Source organism: Nonomuraea typhae (genome assembly GCF_009760925.1).
GTDB lineage: Bacteria > Actinomycetota > Actinomycetes > Streptosporangiales > Streptosporangiaceae > Nonomuraea > Nonomuraea typhae.
On the sequence record NZ_VRLV01000012.1, the window covers coordinates 288,622 to 308,474 of the forward strand.

23 protein-coding genes are annotated in these 19,853 nt (G+C 72.8%); 14 read left to right on the forward strand and 9 right to left on the reverse strand.

Features of this window, described 5'->3' with window-relative positions:
* Positions 1–12: 12 nt before the first annotated feature.
* The 4 genes from FVE25_RS37700 to FVE25_RS37715 all read right to left on the reverse strand — a co-directional run bounded on the left by FVE25_RS37700 (position 13) and on the right by FVE25_RS37715 (position 4,365).
* Positions 13–1,131, reverse strand: a complete 1,119-nt coding sequence (locus tag FVE25_RS37700) for an MBL fold metallo-hydrolase (RefSeq protein WP_157252242.1) — start codon at positions 1,129–1,131, stop codon at positions 13–15.
* Positions 1,132–1,200: 69 nt separating this feature from the next.
* The gene (locus FVE25_RS37705; protein ID WP_157252243.1) at positions 1,201–2,613 is read right to left on the reverse strand and encodes a carboxylesterase/lipase family protein; all 1,413 of its coding nucleotides are present in this window, start codon (positions 2,611–2,613) and stop codon (positions 1,201–1,203) included.
* 9 nt (positions 2,614–2,622) lie between these two features.
* Positions 2,623–3,270, reverse strand: coding sequence for a DUF3152 domain-containing protein (locus FVE25_RS37710; protein ID WP_157252244.1), 648 nt, complete (start codon positions 3,268–3,270; stop codon positions 2,623–2,625).
* 39 nt (positions 3,271–3,309) lie between these two features.
* The gene (locus tag FVE25_RS37715) at positions 3,310–4,365 is read right to left on the reverse strand and encodes an NAD(P)/FAD-dependent oxidoreductase (RefSeq protein WP_157252245.1); all 1,056 of its coding nucleotides are present in this window, start codon (positions 4,363–4,365) and stop codon (positions 3,310–3,312) included.
* Between the two features lie 35 nt (positions 4,366–4,400).
* On the opposite strand from FVE25_RS37715, the gene FVE25_RS37720 reads away from it, so the two are divergent.
* Genes FVE25_RS37720 through FVE25_RS37730 form a run of 3 tightly spaced genes read left to right on the forward strand, consistent with a single transcriptional unit; the run spans position 4,401 to position 6,864 of the window.
* Positions 4,401–5,639 (forward strand): Tm-1-like ATP-binding domain-containing protein, encoded by a 1,239-nt coding sequence (locus tag FVE25_RS37720; RefSeq protein WP_157252246.1) that lies wholly within the window; start codon positions 4,401–4,403, stop codon positions 5,637–5,639.
* Positions 5,636–6,457, forward strand: a complete 822-nt coding sequence (locus tag FVE25_RS37725) for a phosphoenolpyruvate hydrolase family protein (RefSeq protein WP_157252247.1) — start codon at positions 5,636–5,638, stop codon at positions 6,455–6,457. Before FVE25_RS37720 ends, FVE25_RS37725 begins: the two co-directional genes overlap by 4 nt.
* On the forward strand, positions 6,457–6,864 hold the full coding sequence (locus tag FVE25_RS37730) for a cupin domain-containing protein (RefSeq protein WP_157252248.1): 408 nt from the start codon (positions 6,457–6,459) through the stop codon (positions 6,862–6,864). The genes FVE25_RS37725 and FVE25_RS37730 overlap by 1 nt, the downstream gene beginning before the upstream one ends.
* 90 nt (positions 6,865–6,954) lie before the next feature.
* Here the strand turns inward: FVE25_RS37730 and FVE25_RS37735 are convergent, their stop codons facing one another.
* Positions 6,955–7,386 (reverse strand): type II toxin-antitoxin system PemK/MazF family toxin, encoded by a 432-nt coding sequence (locus FVE25_RS37735; RefSeq protein ID WP_157252249.1) that lies wholly within the window; start codon positions 7,384–7,386, stop codon positions 6,955–6,957.
* 425 nt (positions 7,387–7,811) lie between these two features.
* On the opposite strand from FVE25_RS37735, the gene FVE25_RS37740 reads away from it, so the two are divergent.
* From FVE25_RS37740 to FVE25_RS37770, 7 genes are all read left to right on the forward strand, one after another.
* Entirely contained in the window at positions 7,812–8,630 is an 819-nt protein-coding gene (locus FVE25_RS37740) for an ABC transporter substrate-binding protein (protein WP_157252250.1), read from the forward strand.
* A 3-nt stretch (positions 8,631–8,633) separates the two neighbouring features.
* The gene (locus FVE25_RS37745) at positions 8,634–9,326 is read left to right on the forward strand and encodes an amino acid ABC transporter permease (RefSeq protein WP_219825822.1); all 693 of its coding nucleotides are present in this window, start codon (positions 8,634–8,636) and stop codon (positions 9,324–9,326) included.
* Complete coding sequence (locus tag FVE25_RS37750) at positions 9,323–10,045, forward strand: amino acid ABC transporter ATP-binding protein (RefSeq protein ID WP_157252251.1); 723 nt, start codon at positions 9,323–9,325, stop codon at positions 10,043–10,045. Before FVE25_RS37745 ends, FVE25_RS37750 begins: the two co-directional genes overlap by 4 nt.
* Positions 10,046–10,091: 46 nt before the next feature.
* Entirely contained in the window at positions 10,092–11,276 is a 1,185-nt protein-coding gene (locus FVE25_RS37755; protein WP_157252252.1) for a sensor histidine kinase, read from the forward strand.
* A complete protein-coding gene (locus FVE25_RS37760) occupies positions 11,273–11,959 on the forward strand; it encodes a response regulator (protein ID WP_157252253.1) in 687 nt (228 codons plus the stop codon). The genes FVE25_RS37755 and FVE25_RS37760 overlap by 4 nt, the downstream gene beginning before the upstream one ends.
* Positions 11,960–12,035: 76 nt before the next feature.
* Positions 12,036–12,743 carry an FkbM family methyltransferase gene (locus FVE25_RS37765; protein ID WP_157252254.1) on the forward strand — a complete coding sequence of 236 codons (708 nt, stop codon included), beginning with the start codon at positions 12,036–12,038 and terminating at the stop codon, positions 12,741–12,743.
* Between the two features lie 46 nt (positions 12,744–12,789).
* Positions 12,790–13,320: a helix-turn-helix domain-containing protein gene (locus FVE25_RS37770; RefSeq protein WP_157252255.1), complete on the forward strand. Its 531-nt coding sequence runs from the start codon at positions 12,790–12,792 to the stop codon at positions 13,318–13,320.
* Here FVE25_RS37770 and FVE25_RS37775 read toward each other — a convergent pair.
* Positions 13,295–13,459 (reverse strand): hypothetical protein, encoded by a 165-nt coding sequence (locus tag FVE25_RS37775; protein WP_157252256.1) that lies wholly within the window; start codon positions 13,457–13,459, stop codon positions 13,295–13,297. The genes FVE25_RS37770 and FVE25_RS37775 overlap by 26 nt on opposite strands.
* A 67-nt stretch (positions 13,460–13,526) precedes the next feature.
* Between FVE25_RS37775 and FVE25_RS37780 the strand changes: the two genes are divergently transcribed.
* Positions 13,527–15,020, forward strand: a complete 1,494-nt coding sequence (locus FVE25_RS37780; protein WP_219825824.1) for an AAA family ATPase — start codon at positions 13,527–13,529, stop codon at positions 15,018–15,020.
* On the opposite strand, the gene FVE25_RS37785 is transcribed toward FVE25_RS37780, so the two are convergent.
* Together FVE25_RS37785 and FVE25_RS37790 are read right to left on the reverse strand one after the other, a co-directional pair.
* Complete coding sequence (locus FVE25_RS37785; protein WP_157252257.1) at positions 15,021–15,425, reverse strand: SRPBCC family protein; 405 nt, start codon at positions 15,423–15,425, stop codon at positions 15,021–15,023.
* The gene (locus tag FVE25_RS37790) at positions 15,422–16,222 is read right to left on the reverse strand and encodes a helix-turn-helix domain-containing protein (RefSeq protein WP_157252258.1); all 801 of its coding nucleotides are present in this window, start codon (positions 16,220–16,222) and stop codon (positions 15,422–15,424) included. The genes FVE25_RS37785 and FVE25_RS37790 overlap by 4 nt, the downstream gene beginning before the upstream one ends.
* A gap of 88 nt (positions 16,223–16,310) precedes the next feature.
* Between FVE25_RS37790 and FVE25_RS37795 the strand changes: the two genes are divergently transcribed.
* Both FVE25_RS37795 and FVE25_RS37800 read left to right on the forward strand, forming a co-directional pair.
* Entirely contained in the window at positions 16,311–16,667 is a 357-nt protein-coding gene (locus FVE25_RS37795; RefSeq protein ID WP_157252259.1) for a VOC family protein, read from the forward strand.
* 15 nt (positions 16,668–16,682) lie between these two features.
* Positions 16,683–17,450: an acyl-CoA thioesterase domain-containing protein gene (locus tag FVE25_RS37800; protein WP_246268054.1), complete on the forward strand. Its 768-nt coding sequence runs from the start codon at positions 16,683–16,685 to the stop codon at positions 17,448–17,450.
* 75 nt (positions 17,451–17,525) lie between these two features.
* Here FVE25_RS37800 and gndA read toward each other — a convergent pair whose 3' ends face one another.
* Positions 17,526–18,950 carry an NADP-dependent phosphogluconate dehydrogenase gene (gndA, locus tag FVE25_RS37805; protein ID WP_157252260.1) on the reverse strand — a complete coding sequence of 475 codons (1,425 nt, stop codon included), beginning with the start codon at positions 18,948–18,950 and terminating at the stop codon, positions 17,526–17,528.
* 81 nt (positions 18,951–19,031) lie between these two features.
* On the opposite strand from gndA, the gene FVE25_RS37810 reads away from it, so the two are divergent.
* Complete coding sequence (locus FVE25_RS37810) at positions 19,032–19,679, forward strand: NAD(P)H-binding protein (RefSeq protein WP_157252261.1); 648 nt, start codon at positions 19,032–19,034, stop codon at positions 19,677–19,679.
* Positions 19,680–19,853 lie beyond the last annotated feature (174 nt).

Consider the following 19,853-nt stretch of genomic DNA (forward strand, 5'->3'; position numbering starts at 1 on the left):
CCGGAAAGGCGATCAGCCGAGCATCTCCCACCAGGTGTCGAGGGTGGGCGCGTCGGCGGTGTCGACGCGTTCGCCCGGGCGCGGCACCACGATCTTGACCTCCCGCGCCTTGGCCTCGCGCCACAGGCGGTCCACCGGCTCGGCCCACGGGTGCAACGCCAGCGTGAACGTCGCCCAGTGCACCGGCAGCATGAGCGCGGCGCCCAGGTCGACGGTGGCGTTGACCGCCTCCTCCGGGTTCATGTGGATGTCCGGCCAGGCGGGGCTGTAGGCGCCGATCGGCATGAGCGCCAGGTCGAACGGGCCGTGCGCGGCGCCGATGCCCTTGTAGCCCTCGAAGTAGCCGGAGTCGCCGGCGTAGAAGACGCGCTTCTCGCGCCCGGCCACCACCCACGAGCCCCACAGCGTGTCGTTGCGGGTGAACGAACGGCCGGAGAAGTGGCGCGCGGCGGTGGCCACGAAACGCAGCCCGCCGACGACGGCCTCCTCGTCCCAGTCCAGCTCGATGATCCGGAACAGCGGCACGCCCCAGCGCTCCAGGTGGGCGCCGATGCCCAGCGGCACCAGGAAGGGCGCCTTCTGGGTGCGGGTCAGGGTCCTGACCGTCGCCATGTCCAGGTGGTCGTAGTGGTCATGCGAGATCACGATCGCGTCGACCTGCGGCAGCGCGCCCAGGGGAACCGGCATCGGGTGGTGCCGCCTGGGGCCGACGAACTGGGCGGGTGAGGGCCGGTTGCTCCACATCGGGTCGAACAACACCCGCTTGCCCTCGATCTCGACCAGCGTCGAGGCGTGGCCGTACCAGACCGCGCGCAGGCCGTCGGCGGGCGGCTCGCCGGGCGGCGGCGTCAGCACCGGGATGAGCCCGGCGGGACGGCGCTGAAGCCGGTCGCGAGCGACGTCGGCCAGCACGCCGGGGTCGGGGATGCCGGTCCGGGTCGGCTCCGGCATCGGGTTGAAGAACCTGCCGCCCTTGAACTGCGGCGAGCGCTGCATCCGGGCCGCCCGGTCGGGCCCCGAGCCCAGCGGCCGCACCCCGAGCTCGGCCGACACGTCCCGCAGCGCCCACCCGGCGGCCGCGAGGGCGGCGCCGCCCACGAGCAGCCGCCGTGCCGTCCGCAATCTCCCCATGTCACACTCCTCGCATCGTCAACTCTCCCTCGAAGATATATCGCGATACGTTATGGCGAGCGCGCTGGGTCAGGTGATGACCGAGATGCCATGGGTGGACCACAAGGCCCGCGAGGCGGCCTCGGGGTCGCGCACGTCCGACGGGGCGACGTCGAACAGGTGCGTGACCGCGTTGACCGGCTCGTAGGCGGGCCAGCCCGGGTCCCCGGAGGCGGCGAAACGCGTCCAGGCCGTGCGGAACTGCGCGGAGACCGCCTCGGCCTCCGGCGCGCGGCCGATGGTCATCTGCGCCAGCCCGGAGTCGAGGGTGCCGAAGGTGAGCGGCACGTCCAGCGCGTGGCAGGCGCCGAGCGCGGTCGGCGCGTACGTCAGCTCGTAGCAGAACGTCGGCCCGGTGTGCGCGTCGGCCAGCAGCGCGCTCGGCATCCGGAACAACCAGTCCGACATGACGCGCATGTGGATCTCCTCGGCCGGATACCGCGTCCGGTAGACCACGTCGGCCTCCGGCGGCGCCAACGTCTTCAGCGCCGGCCCGGGGTCGGCCGTGGTGCCCGGCGGCTGGAACAGCGCGAACTCGTCGCGGTTGTAGCCCACGATCAGCTCCACGCCGCTGGCCGCGCCGTCGGCCAGCGCCTCCCACGGCGTCTCGGCCAGCACCTCGCCGTCCACGACCGGCGCGAACGGCAGCGAGTTGACGCCGAGCACGCCCCATTCGGCCGTTCTTCCCGGAAGGTCCTGCACGGCGAAGGTCTGCGCGGCCGCGACGAGTTCCTCGGGAGTGCGCTCGTACGGCGAGCCGCCCGCCCTGGCCATGATCGCGGCGGTCACCCGGCCGGCCAGCCCGGGGGAGTAGAACATGCCGGGCACACTCTGCGCGATCACCCGCCGGAACAGCCCGGCCGCGGCCGGCATCGCCATGAGGCAGGCCGCCGCGCCCGCCCCCGCCGACTCGCCGAACACCGTGACGTTGCCCGGATCGCCGCCGAACGCGGCGGCGTTGTCCTGCACCCAGCGCAGCGCCAGCATCTGGTCGAGCAGCCCCCGGTTGGCCGGGGCGCCCTCGACGTGCCCGTACCCCTCCATGCCGACCCGGTGGTTGAACGTCACCACCACGACGCCCTCGCACGCCAGCCGGGTCCCGTCGTACTCGGGGATGCCGGAGGTGCCCATCCAGTAGGCGCCGCCGTAGATCCACACCATCACCGGCAGCCCGGAGCCGCCGGGATCGGGCGTCCAGACGTTGATCGACAGGCAGTCGAGCCCATAGGCCGAGCTCCACTCCGGCATCCCGGGCATCATCTGCACCTGCGGCGGAACCGGCCCGAACCGGGCGGCCTCGAAGGTGCCCTCCCACGGCGCGGCCGGGACCGGCGCCGCGAACCGGTGCTGCCCGAAGGGCGCCTCGGCGAACGGGATGCCGCGGAAGGAGGTGACGCCGTCGCCGGTCTGACCGGATACCTTGCCCGTCGTGATCGTCGTCATGACTCCAACCTACGGGCTGGGCCACGGGTTGGGACGGCAGCCGGCCAACGACTTCGACTGCTGCGCCATCACCGGAGCCCGCCTGCCCCGCCCCGGGCAGGAGCGGTGCCCGTGGCCGAGGCCGTGCCCCACCTCGTGGCTGATCACGTAGTCGCGGTAGCCGTCCAGGTCGCCGTCGTACTGCGGGACGCCGCCGGCCCACCTGACCGCGTTGATCACCGAGCGCCGGCCGTTCCAGCACGACAGGTCGCCGCCGGTGTTGAGCGGCAGGCACTGCCGGTCGGTCAGCCTGGGGCTGGACAGGGCGACGCTGAGCCGTACCGGAGGGCGGTCGACGCGCCGGAAGCGGCCCCAGCCGCGCCTGTCGTTGAGGGTGTCGTGCACCTGGGCCGCGAACTCGGCCCGCTGGAACGGCAGGCCGCGCTCCACCTCGACCATGTACCGCACCACCGGGCCGCCGCCCGGACGAGGCGGATCTCCGCCCTTCACGACCGCGTAGCGGCCCGAGGCCGAGCGGGGCACGCGGACCGGCGGCTCGGGCTTCGACGGAGGCCGCGGCGTCCCGGTGACCGGCCGCGGGCTCTCGTGGTCATAGGGCAGGGGCGGCGGCGGAACGCAGGCATGGGCCGCCAGCATCAGCACCACCAGCACGCGCATCCCAGGCTCCCCCCGTGATCGTCGGCGGGGAGAAGACGATCATAGATCGTAAGGCGTGAGATCGAGGTCCGGGCTCTCACCCAGGGCCAGCGTGGCGGCCAGCATCCCGGCGTACGGCCCGGCCGTCAGCCCGTAGGCGCTCAGCCCGGTGGCCACGACCACCTTCTCGCCGGCCCGGGCGATCAGCGGCCGCTCGCCCGCCACGACGGGGCGCAGCCCCGACCGGGTCTCGGCGACCGACGCGCCGGCCAGGCCGGGCGCCAGCCGTACCCCGGAGGACAGCACCTCGGCCAGCCCCGCCACGGTCACGCGCGCGTCGAACCCGGCGTCCTCACGCGTCGCGCCCATCACCACCCGCGAACCGGGGAACCCGAGCAGGTACGGCCCCCGCCGGGGCAGCACGATCGGCCAGCCCGAGGTCTCGGCCCCGGCCAGCACCGTGTGCACGATCTGCCCGCGCCAGGGGACGACCGGCAGGTCGGCGCCGAGCGGGGCGCACACCTGCCCGGTCCACGCCCCGGCGGCGACGATCACCGCGTCGGCGGGCAGGGGACCGGCGGAGTCCAGGAGCACGCCGCCGTCCGGCAGCAACGCGGCGTTCCCGTGCCGGAAGGCCACCCCGGCGGCCACGGCGGCGGCCATCAGCGTGTCCCTGACCACACGCCCGTCCACGCGCGCCGCGCCCGGCACCCGCAACCCCGCCAGCCCCGGCGCCAGCGGCGGGAACTCCGCCGCCGGGTCGGCCACCTCGCTCACCTCGCCCATCTCCGGCGCCCCGGCGTGGCGGGCGGCCAGCAGGCGGCGCACCGGCTCCAGCTCGGCGCGCTCCTCGGCCACCAGCAGCGCGCCCACCTTGGCGTAGCCGGGGCCGAGCAGCTCGGCCAGCCCGGAGTAGTGAAGGGCGCTGGCGCGGGCCAGCGCGTACCAGGCGGGGTCGTCCTCGTGATCCACCCACGGGCAGACGATCCCGGCCCCCGCCTCGGTGGCCTGCCCGGCCAGCCCCGCGTCCACCACGGTCACCGCCACGCCGCGGCGGCTCAGGTGGTAGGCCGCGGCGGCGCCGACGATTCCGTTGCCGATGACCACAACTCTCATACTCAGATGATCGCAGCGGCGATAACGTCGGTCACATGGCAGTGGTGCTGATCGGGACACTGGACACCAAGGGAGCCGAGTACGCCTGGCTGCGCGAACGGCTGATCGCGCTGGGCCACGAGGTGATCGTCGTGGACGCGGGCGTGCACACCGGCGACGCCCAGCTCGCGGACGTGACCGCCGCGACGGTGGCCGCCCCGCTCGCGGACGTGACCGCCGCGGCGGTGGCCGCGGCGGCGGGGGCGGACCTCGGCGGCCTGCGCGCGGCGGGCGACCGGGGCGCGGCGGTGACCGCCATGGGCGAGGGCGCCGCCCGCGTCCTGGCCGGGCTGCACGCGGCCGGGCGGGTGGACGGGGTGCTGGCGGTCGGCGGCAGCGGCGGCTCCTCGATCGCCGCCCGGGCCGTGCGCGACCTGCCGATCGGGCTGCCCAAGCTCATCGTCTCCACGATGGCCTCCGGCGACGTCGCCCCCTACGTCGGGGCCAAGGACGTCACGCTCATGTACAGCGTGGTCGACGTCGCCGGGATCAACCGCGTCTCCCGCGCCATCCTCGGCAACGCCGCGGGCGCGATCGCCGGGATGGCCCGCTCCCGCACGAGCGAGAGCGCGGACGGCGACCGCCCGCTCGTCGGGGCCACGATGTTCGGCGTCACCACCCCCGCCGTGGACTCCGCCCGCGCCCGGCTGGAGGAGCTCGGCTACGAGGTCCTGGTCTTCCACGCCACCGGCGCCGGCGGGCGCGCCCTCGAGGGCCTGGCCGCCGGCGGCATGCTGGCGGGCGTGCTCGACCTGACCACGACCGAACTGGCCGACGAACTGGTCGGCGGCGTCCTGTCGGCCGGCCCGGAGCGGCTCACCGCGGCCGGATCCCACGGCGTGCCGCAGGTCGTGGCGCCGGGCGCGCTGGACATGGTCAACTTCGGCCCCCTCGACAGCGTCCCCGAGCCGTTCCACGACCGCACCCTGTACGTGCACAACCCGGCCGTCACGCTCATGCGCACCACCCCCGCGGAAATGGCCGAACTGGGCCGGGAGCTCGCCGCCAAACTGGCCGCCGCCACCGGCCCCTCCGTGCTGTTCATCCCGGACGGCGGCGTCTCCGCCCTCGACGCGCCCGGGATGCCGTTCCACGACCCGGAGGCCGACGAAGCGGCCTTCACCCAGATGGCGCGCTTCCCGCACACCGTGCGCCTGGCCATGCACATCAACGACCCGGAGTTCGGCCGCGCGATGGCCGACCGGCTCCACCGGCTGATCGAGGGGGACGAGTGAACAGGCAGACGGTTCTGGAACGGCTGCGCCGTACCGTGGCGGAAGGGCGGCCGATCATCGGCGCTGGGGCGGGCACCGGCCTGTCGGCCAAGTGCGCCGAGGCCGGCGGGGTGGATCTGATCATCATCTACAACTCCGGCCGCTACCGCATGGCCGGGCGCGGCTCGCTGGCCGGGCTGCTGCCGTACGGCGACGCCAACCAGATCGTCGTGGACATGGCGGCCGAGGTGCTGCCGGTGGTGCGCGACACGCCGGTACTGGCCGGGGTCTGCGGCACCGACCCGTTCCGCGTAATGCCGCTCTTCCTCGACCAGCTCAAGGCGATGGGCTTCGCGGGCGTGCAGAACTTCCCGACCGTCGGCCTGTACGACGGGGTGTTCCGGCAGAACCTCGAGGAGACCGGCATGGGCTTCGCGCTCGAGGTCGAGATGGTACGGCTGGCCCACGAGCGTGACCTGGTCACCGCCCCGTACGTCTTCGACGAGGAGCAGGCGCGGGCCATGGCCGAGGCGGGCGCCGACGTGCTCGTGCCGCACGTGGGCCTGACGGCGAAGGGCTCGATCGGCGCCGGGACCGCGCTCACCCTGGACGAGGCGGTGGCGCGGGTGCAGGCGATGCGGGACGCGGCGGTGGCGGTGCGGCCGGACGTGCTCGTGCTGTGCCACGGCGGGCCGATCGCCGAGCCGGACGACGCCGCCCACGTGCTGCGCAACACCGAGGGCGTGGCCGGGTTCTTCGGCGCGTCGTCGGTGGAGCGGCTGCCCACCGAGCGGGCCATCACCGAGCAGGTTGCCGCGTTCAAGAATCTGGAGGTCTGATGCTGGTCAGTCCCGACGTCGTGCCGACGATGACGTTCGACTGGGGGTCGATCAAGTGGTTCGTCACGCCGGCGCGCATCCCCGGCGCGGGGTCCACGCTGGGCGAGGTGATCGTCAACCCGGGCAAGGGGCACGCCCGGCACAACCATCCCGGCGCCGAGGAGATCATCTACGTGATCTCCGGTGAGGCGACGCAGATGGTGGACGACGGGGAGCCCTTCCCGATCAAGGAGGGCGACACCGTGCACATCCCGGCCGGGGCCTATCACTCGACGTACAACAGGACCTGGCGGCCGCTGCGGCTCCTCGTCACCTACACGCCGGGCGGGGAGGAGAAGGCGCTGGAAGGGGCGCCGGACTACTGCCTGCACGAGGCGGGCGTGATCGCCGAGTGGCGCCAGGCTTAAAACGTTCTACGCCAGGCTTGAAACGTTCTACGCGAGGCTTGAAACGTTTTACGCCCGGCATGAAGCGTTCTCTGTCCAGCGTGAAACGTTCTAACCGTCTGCCGCCCAGCCGTGTGTGCGCTTGAGCTGGGCGGCGACGCGGGCGAAGCGGGCGCCGTCCAGGATCGCGCCCTCGCGCCGGATGTCGTCCTCGTCGAGCACGAACACGCGATCCAACCGCAGGTAGGAGGGCTTGCCGTCGCGGCCCCACGCACCGATCGGGAACCACTCCGGCCCGTCGTCGCCCTGGCTGGAGAGCATCAGGCCGAGCAGCCTGCGCCCGGTCCTGCCCACGATCAGCAGCGGGCGGTCCTTGCCCCGCGACGGGTCCTCCTCGTAGGGCACCCAGGCCCAGACGATCTCCCCGGGGTCGGCCAGGCCGTCGAGGTCGGGGGAGTAGGCCAGGGTGGCGGCCCGGTCCACCGAGTAGATCTCGCGCACGGCGCCTCTGGCGGGCCGCGGGTCCTCTCCTAGATCACGCACGGGTCGGAGCTTACGGCGCGGGACGGGCGAAATCCATCACCCCCGGAATCCCACCAAACCTCCATGAATTGCATCTTTGCCGCTGACGTGCTGAAATGTTCGCCATGCGGACGGAGCTGCGGTTGACCACCCGTGGCCACATCGACCTGTGTCGGGTGTGGGCCACCTCGTGTTGCCGCTGACCCCTTAAAGCTGCCCCCTTAGGCGGCTTCTTCCCGAGGAAGCAGCTTCTTCCCGAATGAGCAGCTTCTTCCCCGTTGAAGCAGCTGCTTTCCCGCTCGTGCAGACGCTTTCCGCTTGAGCGGCTTGTCTCCCGCCTGAGCGGCTTCCCCGCCCGCCCTCGCCGTGCCGAGGGCTTCTTCACGCCCGCACCCCGGGCTCCGCCGTACCGGCGAAACGTTTTTGCACCCACAAGGAGTACCCCCATGCGCAAGCTCACCGCCATCACCGCAGCCGCGGCAGCGCTCCTGGCGCTGGCCGCCTGCGGCGGCGAGTCAGGCACGGCCACCGCCGCCGCGGACAACCCCTACAAACTGCTGCAGCCCGGCACCCTGCGGGCCGGCACGCTCACCGACGCGCCGCCAAACGTCTACCTCAAGGACGGCAAGTTCACCGGCTTCGACAACGACCTGCTCACCGCCGTCGCCACCAGGGCAGGGCTGAAGGTCGAGTTCGTCGGCACCGACTTCTCCGCCCTGCTCAGCCAGGTCGCCAACAAGAAGTTCGACGTCGGCAGCTCCTCCATCACCGTGACCGAGGCCCGCAAGAAGACCGTGGACTTCACCAACGGCTACGACTTCGGCTACCTCGGCCTCGACGTGCCCGCCGGCTCGCCGATCAAGAGCTTCTCCGAGCTGGCCGGCAAGCGGGTCGTCGTCGTGCAGGGCACCGTCCAGGACGACTACGCCACCCAGAACAACCTCAACCCGGTCCGCGTCCCCGACTACAACGGCGCCGTCAACCAGCTCAAGGCCAAGACCGCCGACGCCTGGATCTCCCCCGCCGAGATCGGAGAGAAGAGCGCCAAGGACAGCAACGGCAAGATCCAGCTCGTGGAGAAGCAGCTCAGCTCCGCGCCCACGGCCTTCGCCGTCGCCAAGGACAACCCCGCCCTGCGCGAGGCGCTCAACAAGGCCCTGGACCAGGTCATCCAGGACGGCACCTGGAAGAAGCTCCTGGACCAGTACTACCCCGGCCGGCCGATCCCGGACTCCTTCAAGCCGGGCAGCCAGGGCCAGGGCTGATCGGTGGACAACCTCTGGGAGACGTTCTTCCACTGGGAGTCGATGCGCGCGGCGCTGCCCGACCTGTTCCTGGTCGGGCTGCCCAACACGCTGCTCCTGTCGGTGGTCTCCGCCGTCGCCGGCACCGTGCTGGGCATGCTGCTGGCCGTGGCGGGCATCTCCCGCCACGCCTGGCTGCGCGTCCCCGCGCGCGTGTACACCGACGTCTTCCGCGGGCTGCCCGCCGTCGTGACGATCCTCCTGATCGGCGTCGGGCTGGCCCCGCTCGGCATGCGGCTCTGGGGCCCCAACCCGTACCCGCTCGGCATCCTCGCCCTGTCGCTGATCGCCGCCGCCTACATCGGCGAGATCTTCCGCTCCGGCATCCAGAGCGTCGAGGACGGCCAGCTCGAGGCATCACGGGCGCTCGGTTTCCGGTACGGCGCGGCCATGCGCCTGGTCGTCATCCCGCAAGGGGTCCGCCGGGTCCTGCCCGCCCTGGTCAACCAGTTCATCGCCCTGATCAAGGAATCCAGCCTGGTCTACTTCCTCGGCCTGCTGGCCAGCCAGCGCGACCTGTTCAGGATCGGCCAGGACGCCGCCGCCAACACCGGCAACGAGTCCGCGCTGGTCCTGGCGGGCGTGTTCTACCTGGCGCTGACCGTGCCCCTCACCCACCTGGTCAACTACATCGACAGGAAGGCGGCCGGCCGGTGAAGAGCCTGCAGACCCGCGACATCCACCTCGCGCTGGGCGGCAACCCCATCCTGCGCGGCGTGGACCTCGACGTGCGCAGCGGCCGCACCGCCTGCCTGATCGGCCCGTCCGGCTCGGGCAAGTCGACCTTCCTGCGTACGCTCAACCGCCTGCTGGAACCGGACTCCGGCGACGTCCTCCTCGGCGGGGAGAGCGTGCTCGGCCACGACCCGGACCTGCTGCGCCGGCAGATCGGCATGGTCTTCCAGCAGTTCAACCTGTTCCCGCACATGAGCGTGCTGCGCAACCTGACCCTGCCGCTGCGCAAGATCAGGAAGCTGGACGCCGACGAGGCGGCCGAGGTCGCCCGCCACCACCTCGGCCAGGTCGGCCTGGCGGGCAAGGAGAACGCCCGGCCGGGGCGGCTGTCCGGCGGTCAGCAGCAGCGGGTGGCCATCGCCCGCGCCCTGGCCATGCGGCCCGAGGTGATGCTCTTCGACGAGGCCACCTCCGCCTTGGACCCCGAACTCGTCAAGGGCGTGCTCGGCGTCATGGCCGACCTGTCCCGGCAGGGCATGACCATGGTCGTGGTCACCCACGAGATGGGCTTCGCCCGGTCTGCGGCCGACACCGTGGTCTTCCTCGACCACGGGGTGTCGGTGGAGAGCGGGCCGCCGGAGCAGATCTTCGACGACCCGGGCAGCGAGCGGCTGCGGACGTTCCTGGCCGACGTGCTCTGATCGAGGGGCCGCCGCCATCCGGCCGCGAAGATCTAGGATCGGGCGTATGGGGGTGATCTGGGGCGTGCGGCTGCCCACGGTGCCGGGCACGGAACATCCCGAGTTCCGGCTCCGGCCGTTCGTGCTGCTGGCCGCGGCGTCGCTGGTGATGAACGCCCTGATCTTCCAGTTCGCCTACGCCCTGGGCGTGCTGTCGGTGCCGGTCTCCGCCCTGGTCTCCGCGCCGGTGCTGGTGGCCTGGTACCGCCCGGTCGCGGGGTGGGTGCTGGCGTTCGCGACCGTTCCGGCGCCGACGCTCGCCGGACTGGCGATGGGCAGCCCGGACCCGCCGGTGCCGTGGATGCTCAACCAGGAGCTCTACGTCCTGCCCGTCCTGTATCTCTTCGCGTTGTCCGTCCCGCTGGGGGTGAGTGCCGCCGGGTACGTGATGACGATAGCCGCCGGTGTCGCCACGGCCGTGCCGGTGGCCATCTCGCCTCAGGTGAAGACCACCGGCGTCCTCGTCTGGTCGCTAACCCTGCTGGTGGCCGTCGTCCTCGGGCACAACCGGCGGGTGCGCAGGCTCGCCACGATGCGGGTGGCCGACGAGCTCAGCAAGCGCAAGCTCGTGGAGGAACGCACCCGGATCGCCAGGGAGCTGCACGACGTGGTCGCCCACCACATGTCGGTGATCGCCGTCCAGGCCGCCAGCGCTCCGTACCGCGTGGACGACGTGAGCGAGGCCGCCGCCGAGGAGTTCGCCGCCATCAACGCCGCCGCCCGCGCCTCTCTGAACGACATGCGGCGCCTGCTGGGCGCGCTGCGCGGCGCCGACGAGCCCCCGGACACCGCCCCGCAGCCCGGGGTGGAGGACCTCGAATCGCTCGTGGACTCGGTACGGCAGGCCGGCCTGCCCGTCCGCCTCGTCCGGACCGGAGAGCACCCGATCGGCCCGGTGCGCTCGGTCACCGTCTACCGCATGGTCCAGGAGGCGCTGAGCAACGTGGTCCGGCACGCCCCCGGGGCCGCCGTCACCGTCACCGTCCGGGCCGGCGCGGACGCCGTCGAGGTCGAGGTGGAGAACGCGCCGGCGCCCGCCGGCACCCCCGCCCCCGGGCTGGACGGCTCCGGGGTGGGCCTGGCCGGCATGCGCGAACGCGTGACCGCCCTGGGCGGGCACCTGGAGACCGGGCCGACGTCCCGCGGCGGCTTCGCCGTACGAGGAAGACTGCCGGAGGGCGAGCGCGCGTGATCACAGTGCTGGTGGCCGACGACCAGGCGATGATCAGGGCGGGGTTCGCCGCGCTGCTGTCCGCCCAGCCCGACATCCAGGTGGTCGGGCAGGCGGCCGACGGGCTGGAGGCGGTCGCCGGCGCCCGGGACCTGCGCCCGGACGTCGTCCTCATGGACGTGCGCATGCCCCGCCTCGACGGCCTGGAGGCCACCCGGCGCATCATCGCCACCGGAACCACCACGAAGGTGGTCATCCTCACCACGTTCGACGTCGACGACTACGTCTACGCCGCGCTGCGCGGCGGGGCCAGCGGGTTCCTGGTCAAGGACGCGCCGCCGGAGGACCTGGTCGCCGCCGTCCGCGTGGTGGCCGGGGGAGAGGCGCTGCTGTCGCCGTCGGTGACCCGGCGGCTGATCGAGGAGTTCGCGACGGGCAGCCGCATCGACGAACGGGAGCGCCTGCGCCTCAACGCCCTCACCGCCCGGGAACGCGAGGTGCTCCGGCAGATCGCCGGAGGACTGTCCAACGCCGAGATCGCCGGGGAACTCACCCTCGCGGAGGAGACGGTCAAGTCCCACGTGGGCCGGATCTTCGCCAAGTTGTGCCTGCGTGACCGGGCCCAGGCCGTCGTCCTCGCGTACGAGAGCGGCCTGGTGACCCCCGGCTCTCCTCCCGCCGGCGGACGGCGCTCTGGCTCCTGAGTGGTACGGCGCGGCCGTCACATCGCACTCCCCGGGGGGATCCGGCGGGGCCCACCCCTTTCCTACCTTCACCGGCATGATCACACTGACCTCGGCCGCCCTGCTGACCGCCGCCCGCGGCCGCCTCGCCGAACCGGAACTGCTCGGCCTGCGCTCCCTGATCCGCCCCGGCGCCGTCTGCTTCGACATCGGCGCCGCCTACGGCATGTACACCCATCCGCTGGCCAGGCTGGCCGGCCCGGCGGGACAGGTGCACAGCTTCGAGCCGCTGCCCGTGCCGTACCGGGTGCTGGCGGCGGGCTGCGGGCTGGCGGGCGCGGCGAACGTGCGGCTGACCAACGCCGCGATCGGCGCGGAGACCGGCTGGCAGCGCCTCCGCCTCCCCTACCGCTTCGGCCTGCCGATCCACGGCTGGGCCCATCTCCAGGAGGGGATGAAACACCCCGGCCGCTTCGCCGGGGTCCGGACGCTGGACGTGCCCGTCCACACCGTGGACACGATCTGCGACCTGCGCGGCCTGACCCGGGTGGACTTCCTGAAAGCGGACGTGGAAGGTTTCGAGGCGGAGGTGCTGAGCGGCGCCGCACGCACCATCGAGCGCCACCGTCCCGCCCTGCTCCTGGAGGTCGAGGACCGTCACCTGCTCAAATACGGCAGGACCGCGGACGACGTGACCGGGCCACTGCGCGAGCGCGGCTACCGCATGCACACCTGGCAGGGAGGGCGCTGGATCCGGGCGGAACGGGTGACGACGCGGCGGCGCAACTATCTGTTCCTCCCCTGACCTTTTCCGTTCATGGGAAAATTTGCATATGTGGAATAGTGGGAAGGTGAACACGCTGGACCTTCTCCTTCACCCGGTACGGCTGCGCATCGTCAACGCCATGTCCGGCGGGCGCAGCCGTACCACCACCGAGTTGTGCGCCCGGCTGCCCGACGTCCCCAAGACCACGGTCTACCGGCACGTCGGCCTGCTGGCCGAGGGCGGCGTGCTGGAGGTCGCCGGCGAGCAGCGGGTGCGCGGCGCGGTCGAACGTCACTACCGGCTGCGGCACGACCGGACGCGCATCGACGCCGGCATGGCCGCCACGATGACGACCGACGACCACCGGCGGGGCTTCGCCGCGTCGATGGCGGCCCTGCTGGCCGAGTTCAACGCCTACCTCGACCGGGACGACGCCGACCCGGCCGCCGACCTGGTGGGGTACCGGCAGGCCGTGCTCTGGCTCGACGAGAAGGAAGCGGCCGAGATGGTCGAGGAGCTCACCGCGGTCCTCGCCGCCCGCTTCGCCAACCGTCCCGGACCCGACCGCCGTCCCCGGCTCATGAGCCTCATCATGTTCCCGGCGGAGGAGGAGTAGGGCCCGCGAACAGGTGCGCGCGGTCCCAGTCCAGCACGCCGGTCAGCTTGCCGTCCTCGCCCCAGCGCACGTCGCCCCCTGCGGAGGCCGGCAGCGCATCGGCGATCTCCAGCAGATCTGCCGGTACCTGGTCGTTCACCTGCGAACACCTCCAAGGCGCAGAAAATCCTATGATCCGGCGGCACGAAGTCTGCCAGGGTGGGGTCATGGATCTCAGTGACGCCAGGGGGCTGGCGCGAGCTCTCGCAGAGCTGATGAACGACGCGCATGAGGAGATCAACAGAACGAAAGAGACGCCCGAACTGGTGGCCAGGGTCACCGGGCACCTCGGGTCGGAGCTGAAGCACATCGTCAACGTGCTCGCCCGCTTCCCCGGGTGGGAGCACGCCAACCTGCAGCGCGGCGTGGACGCCTACCTGGCCGAGCACGACCCGCGGGCGGAGTGGTTCGGCCTGGCCGGGCACGGGCGTGAGCACGAGGACTTCGTCAACATGCTGGCCAGCGCGGCTCAGGGCTGGCAGAAGTACGAGCCGGGCGCGGTCGACTACACCACGGTGGCCATCGGGCCGGACGAGACCACCGAGGTGATCTCGCTGGGACTGATCCTGGCCCACTCGCCCGAGGGCACGCCGGTGGTGATCGGGGTCCGGGGCGCGCAGGACCACCCGCCCATGTGCTCGGTGGTGGTGCTGGCCACGGACCGCGCGACGGCCACCCGCACCCGCGACGAGATCGAGCGCCACATGCGCGAGAAGGACATCTACCGGGGCCAGATCCTGTCGTTCGAGTGGAGCGAGCACCGCGGCAACGAACTGGTGACCTTCCTGCCCCGGCCGGAGCTCCAGGCCGACCAGGTGATCCTGCCGGGCGGCGTGCTGGAGACGATCGAGCGGCACATCATCGGCATCGGTGAGCAGACCGTACGGCTGCGCGCGCACGGCCAGCACCTCAAGCGCGGCCTGCTGTTGCACGGGCCGCCCGGCACCGGCAAGACCCACACCGTGCGCTACCTGATGGGCCGGATGCCCGGATGCACGGTGATCGTGATGACCGGCGTCGCGATCAAGTTCGTGGCCCAGGCGGCGGGGCTGGCCCGGCGGCTGCAACCGGCGATCGTCATCCTGGAGGACGTCGACCTCGTCGCCCGCGACCGCTCCTACACCGAGGACGGCAACCCGCTGCTGTTCGCGTTGCTGGACGCCATGGACGGCGTGGGCGCAGACGCCGACGTGACCTTCGTGCTCACCACCAACCGGGCCGACGTGCTGGAGCGCGCGCTGGCCGACCGGCCGGGGCGGGTGGACCTGGCCGTGCGCGTCCCCAAGCCGGACGCGGAGGGCAGGGCCGCCCTGCTGCGGTTGTACGCGCGGGACATGCGGCTGGAGGCCGACCTCGAGCCGATCGTGGCGAAGACCGAGGGCGCGACCGCCTCGTTCTTCAAGGAACTCCTGCGCCGGGCCGTGCTCACCGCGCTGCTCGAGTCGGACGGGGTGGACGTGCTCACCGGCGAGCACCTCGGCCGGGCGCTCGACGAGATGCTCGACGAGCGGGAGTCGCTCACCAGGGCGCTGCTCGGCTCCGGCGAGCAGGTGCACGACGGCGACGGGGACGACGTGGAGGTGCTTCCCGCGCCCCCGATGGGCCCGGTCGGCTACGGCCCGCGCCCCCGCTTCATCCCCCGGGGGCGTGGCGGCTTCTGATCACTGCAGGTAGCGGCGCAGGTTGGTGAGGTGCACCCGCCAGCCCGCGCGATGGTCGGCGGCCAGGGCGGCGCCGCCGGGCACGTGCTCCCAGCCCGTCTCCAGCACCGTCACCACCGTGCCGGCCCCGGCCGGCGTCAGGGTGATCTCGACGGTGGTGGCGACGGGCTGCTCGGCGTCGGACCAGGTGAAGCGGAACATGCGCCCCTCCTCGACCTCCGTCACCACGCCCTCGGTGAGCATCGGGTGGCCGGAGTCGTCGCTCCAGCGCTCCTCGACCTTGCCGCCCACGGTGACGTCGAGGTCGATGTAGCCCCACCACTCGGCCCGGTCGAGGGCGTCGGTCAGCGCCCGCCACACCCGCTCGGGCGGCGCCTGGATGAGCAGCGACTCGTCAACGATCATGTGGTGCTCCTCTCCGGGGCCAGCAGGCGCCGCAGCGCGGCCGGAGTGTGGCCGAGGTGGCCGCGGACGGTGCGGGTGAGGTGGGCCTGGTCGGCGAAGCCCAGGTCGGCGGCGAGCGCGGCCAGGCTGCGCTCGCCCTGCTCGAGCCGGTCGAGGACCCGGCCCACCCGGACCCGGTTGCGGTAGTGGGTGAGCGAGACGCCGAGGACCCCGGTGAAGGCGCGGCTGAGCTGGAAGGGCGAGACGCCGAGGAGCGCGGCCAGGGGCATCAGGCCGCCCGCGGCGGGGTGGCCGGCGGCGATGGCCTCGCGGGCGCGCCGGACGACGGCGGTGGCGGTGCCCGCGGTCATCTCACCGGGCGCGCCGGTGAGCGTGGCCGCCACCAGGCCCAGGAGCGCCTCCGTCAGCGCGAACGGGGTGTCGCCCGCCCGGGCCGCGCGCAGCAGCCGCCGGTGGGCCAGGTCGAGCGGGGCGTCGACGTAGAGCTGCGCGCGCACCGGGCGGCTGCCCGACAGCGTGCGCCACAGGCCGGGCGAGACCGTCAGCGCCGTGCAGACGTCACCGCCCGCCGGGTGCGCGAAGTGCTCCTCCTGGCCGGGCAGCCCCGCATACGCCATGGCCGGATCGAGGTCGGCGACCCGCCCGTCGGCCATGCGGCGGAAGCGGCCCCGGCGCACCAGCACCACGCGGTGCGCGTCGCCGACCTCGGCGCCGCTCCAGCGGCGGTGGTCGTCGGCACACGTCACCGCATCGAGGGTGAACCCGGGCCCCGAGCCCAGCCGGACGCTTGAACGCATGCCGGGAACCATACGCCCCGGGTACGACAATCCCGGGGTGCAAGGATGTTCAAGACCGGCCCCGGCCCGCCCCGGCAGGCTGGACGGCATGAGCAACACGATCACGTTCACCTCCATCGTCGTCAACAGCGCCGACCCGGTCGCGCTGGCCACGTTCTACGCCACGGCGACCGGCTGGAAGATCACCTCCGCCGACCCCGACTTCACCACACTGGACGGCGGCGCCACGCCGATCTCCTTCCAGCGCGTCGAGGGCTACCAGGTGCCCCGCTGGCCGCGGCCCGGCCACCATCTCCACCTGGACTTCGCCGCCGCAGACGTGCCGGCGACGGTCAAGGCCCTGGTCGAGCTGGGCGCCGCCGTGGCCGAGGAGCAGCCGGGCGGTGACGACTGGGTCGTGCTCACCGACCCGGAGGGCCACCCGTTCTGCGTCTCGGCGGGCTGACTAGAATCCCGTTCTGTGTCCAACGCGTTCTTCGAGCTCAAGGCCGGCGAGTTCCTGCCCGCCCCGCACGCCTGCAGCCCCTGGTCCACCGACATGCTCCACGGCCGCCTGCTCGGGGGCCTGGCGGCCCGCTGTCTGGAACAGGAGCACCGCGAGGACGGGCTGCGCTTCGCCCGGCTCACCGTCGACCTGTTCAAGAACAGCCCCCTGCTGCCCGTGCAGGTGGAGACGGTCCGGGTCAGGGACGGGCGGCGCATCCGGGTCGCCGACGCCACCCTGCGCACCGCCCGGGGAATCGTCGGCCGGGCCGCCGCCGTACTGCTCAGGGAAGGCGAGCAGCCGGGCGGCGAGCGCAACACGACACCGGCGTGGGACGAGCGGCCCCCTCAGGGGCCGCCCGGCCCCGGCGACTGGACCCCGCCGTTCGACCTGTGGCGGCTGACCGACTGGGGTACGGCCCAGCCGATGCGCGCCTGGACGCGGGAGAACCGGCCGATGGTCGGCGGCGAGGAGCTGACGCCGTTCACCAGGGCCGCGCTGGCCGCGGACTTCGCCAGCCCGCTGAGCAGCGCGGGCACGCGCGGCGTGGAGTTCATCAACGCCGACTTCACGCTGACGCTGGCCCGCGAGCCGGTGGGCGAACTGGTCGGGATGGCCGCCCAGGGGCACCTGAGCGCCGACGGGATCGGGACCGGCGACTGCGTGCTGCACGACACCGAAGGGCCGATCGGCTACTGCGTCGTGACCGCGGTCGCCAACCCGGTGCCGCTCAGCGGACGCTAGCGCCGGCCGACCGGCCGTCAGGCGGGGTGCTCCTGCAGGCCGGCTTTCAGGTGGAGTGGTCCTGCAGGTCCCCTTTCAGGCGGGGTGTTCCTGCCGGTCGCCGGACCAGTCGGTGTGGAAGGAGCCCTCGCGGTCCACGCGGTGGTAGGTGTGCGCGCCGAAGTAGTCGCGCAGCCCCTGCACCAGCGCGGCGGGCAGCCGCTCGCGGCGCAGGCCGTCGTAGTAGGCCAGCGCCGAGGAGAAGCCGGGCGTCGGCACGCCGATCTCCACCGCCGTCCTCACCACGCGTCGCCAGGCGTCCTGCGCGGCGTTGACCACCGCGGCGAAGTCCGGCGCGGCCAGGAGCGTGGCCAGGCCGGGGTCGGCGTCGTAGGCCGCGCGGATCCGGTCCAGGAAACGGGCGCGGATGATGCAGCCGCCTCGCCAGATCGTCGCCATGGCGCCCAGGTCGATGTCCCAGCCGTACTCCTTCGAGGCGGCCGCGATCTGGTCGAAGCCCTGCGCGTAGGCGACGATCTTGGAGGCCAGCAGCGCCTGCCGTACGTCCTCGACGAGCTGCCGCTCACCGACGCCCGAGATGTCCGGGCCCTCCAGCGAGCGGGCGGCGGCGCGCTGCTCCGGGTGGCCGGACAGCGCGCGGGCGAAGGTCGCCTCCGCGATGCCGGTCACGGGAACGCCCAGGTCGAGTGCGCTCTGCACGGTCCAGCGGCCGGTGCCCTTCTGCTCGGCCTGGTCCACCACGACGTCCACGAACGGCTTGCCGGTCGCCGCGTCCACCTGGTCGAGAACCTCGGCGGTGATCTCGATCAGGTACGACTCCAGCTCGCCCGCGTTCCACTCGCGGAAGACCTGGGCCAGCTCCGCCGGGGTGGCGCCCAGCGCCTGGCGCAGCAGGTCGTAGGACTCGGCGATCAGCTGCATGTCCGAATACTCGATGCCGTTGTGCACCATCTTCACGAAGTGCCCGGCGCCGTCCGGCCCCACGTGGACCGCGCACGGCACACCGTCCACCGTGGCCGCGATGTCCTGCAGGATCGGCCCCAGGGCCTCCCACGACTCCTTCGACCCGCCCGGCATGATCGACGGCCCGTTGAGCGCGCCCTCCTCGCCGCCGGAGATCCCGGTCCCGACGAAGTGGATGCCCTTCTCCCTGAGCGCCGCCTCACGCCGCCGGGTGTCGGCGAAGTGCGCGTTGCCGCCGTCGACGATCATGTCGCCCGGCTCCATGAGCGCCGCCAGCTCCTCGATCACCGCGTCGGTGCCCGCGCCCGCCTTCACCATGATGATCGCGCGCCGCGGCCGCTTCAGCGAGGCGACGAACGCCGCCATCTCGTGCGCGGGAAGGAACGTCCCCTCCCCGCCGAACTCCTTCACGAGCTCGTCGGTACGGCCGGCGGAACGGTTGTGCACGGCCACGGCGTATCCGTGCCTGGCGAGGTTCCGGGCCAGGTTGCGGCCCATCACGGCCAGGCCGGTGACACCGATGTCTGCCAAATCCATAGTTTCAGGCTCCTTTGCCGGTGATACGCACGATCAAGCCCAGAGGTTCGGGGGGATATTCCCCATGCAACCATGTGGGCTATGCGCACCATCATCGCGGGGGGACACGGCCAGATCGCGTTGCGACTGGCCAGGCTGCTGGGCAAGGACGCCGTCGGGCTGGTCCGCAACCCGGCCCACGTGGCGGACGTGGAGGCCGCGGGCGGGACCGCCCTGGTGTGCGACCTGGAGCACGCCTCCCCGGACGAGGTGGCGGCGGTGCTGGACGGCGCGTCGGCCGCCGTCTTCGCCGCCGGCGCCGGTCCCGGCAGCGGCGCCGCCAGGAAGGACACGGTCGACCGGGGCGCCGCCGTACTGCTGGCGTCGGCGTGCGAGCGGGCCGGGGTGCGGCGGCACGTGCAGATCTCCTCGATCGGCGCCGGGTCGCCGCCCGACATGTCGCGGGGCGAGGTGTGGGCCGCCTACATCACCGCCAAGACGGCGGCCGAGGAGGACCTGCGCGGCCGCGACCTGGACTGGACGATCCTGCGGCCCGGCCGGCTGACCGACGACGCGGGAACCGGGGCCGTGCTGCTCGGCCCTCAGGTGCCGCGGGGCCCGGTACCACGCGACGACGTGGCCGCCGTGGTGGCCGAACTCCTCCACCGGGGCGCCGCGATGGGCCAGACCCTGGAACTGGTCTCCGGCACGATCCCGCTCCGCGAAGCGGTCACCCGCTACACCCCCTGACCCCACCCCGCACCGCCCGGACCTGACCCCACCCCGCACCGCCCGGACCTGACCCCACCCCGCACCGCCCGGACCTGACCCCACCCCGCACCGCCCGGACCTGACCCCACCCCGCACCGCCCGGACCTGACCCCACCCCGCACCGCCCGGACCTGACCCCACCCCGCACCGCCC

Excerpts from the sequence above, each read along its gene's own strand:
- FVE25_RS37785 (WP_157252257.1), bottom strand. The coding sequence starts at position 15,425 with ATGATCGTTGACGAGTCGCTGCTCATCCAGGCGCCGCCCGAGCGGGTG.
- gndA (WP_157252260.1), bottom strand. The coding sequence starts at position 18,950 with ATGGATTTGGCAGACATCGGTGTCACCGGCCTGGCCGTGATGGGCCGC.
- FVE25_RS37740 (WP_157252250.1), top strand. The coding sequence starts at position 7,812 with ATGCGCAAGCTCACCGCCATCACCGCAGCCGCGGCAGCGCTCCTGGCG.
- FVE25_RS37710 (WP_157252244.1), bottom strand. The coding sequence starts at position 3,270 with ATGCGCGTGCTGGTGGTGCTGATGCTGGCGGCCCATGCCTGCGTTCCG.
- FVE25_RS37705 (WP_157252243.1), bottom strand. The coding sequence starts at position 2,613 with ATGACGACGATCACGACGGGCAAGGTATCCGGTCAGACCGGCGACGGC.
- FVE25_RS37700 (WP_157252242.1), bottom strand. The coding sequence starts at position 1,131 with ATGGGGAGATTGCGGACGGCACGGCGGCTGCTCGTGGGCGGCGCCGCC.
- FVE25_RS37790 (WP_157252258.1), bottom strand. The coding sequence starts at position 16,222 with ATGCGTTCAAGCGTCCGGCTGGGCTCGGGGCCCGGGTTCACCCTCGAT.
- FVE25_RS37730 (WP_157252248.1), top strand. The coding sequence starts at position 6,457 with ATGCTGGTCAGTCCCGACGTCGTGCCGACGATGACGTTCGACTGGGGG.
- FVE25_RS37755 (WP_157252252.1), top strand. The coding sequence starts at position 10,092 with ATGGGGGTGATCTGGGGCGTGCGGCTGCCCACGGTGCCGGGCACGGAA.
- FVE25_RS37765 (WP_157252254.1), top strand. The coding sequence starts at position 12,036 with ATGATCACACTGACCTCGGCCGCCCTGCTGACCGCCGCCCGCGGCCGC.
- FVE25_RS37795 (WP_157252259.1), top strand. The coding sequence starts at position 16,311 with ATGAGCAACACGATCACGTTCACCTCCATCGTCGTCAACAGCGCCGAC.
- FVE25_RS37720 (WP_157252246.1), top strand. The coding sequence starts at position 4,401 with ATGGCAGTGGTGCTGATCGGGACACTGGACACCAAGGGAGCCGAGTAC.
- FVE25_RS37715 (WP_157252245.1), bottom strand. The coding sequence starts at position 4,365 with ATGAGAGTTGTGGTCATCGGCAACGGAATCGTCGGCGCCGCCGCGGCC.
- FVE25_RS37780 (WP_219825824.1), top strand. The coding sequence starts at position 13,527 with ATGGATCTCAGTGACGCCAGGGGGCTGGCGCGAGCTCTCGCAGAGCTG.
- FVE25_RS37810 (WP_157252261.1), top strand. The coding sequence starts at position 19,032 with ATGCGCACCATCATCGCGGGGGGACACGGCCAGATCGCGTTGCGACTG.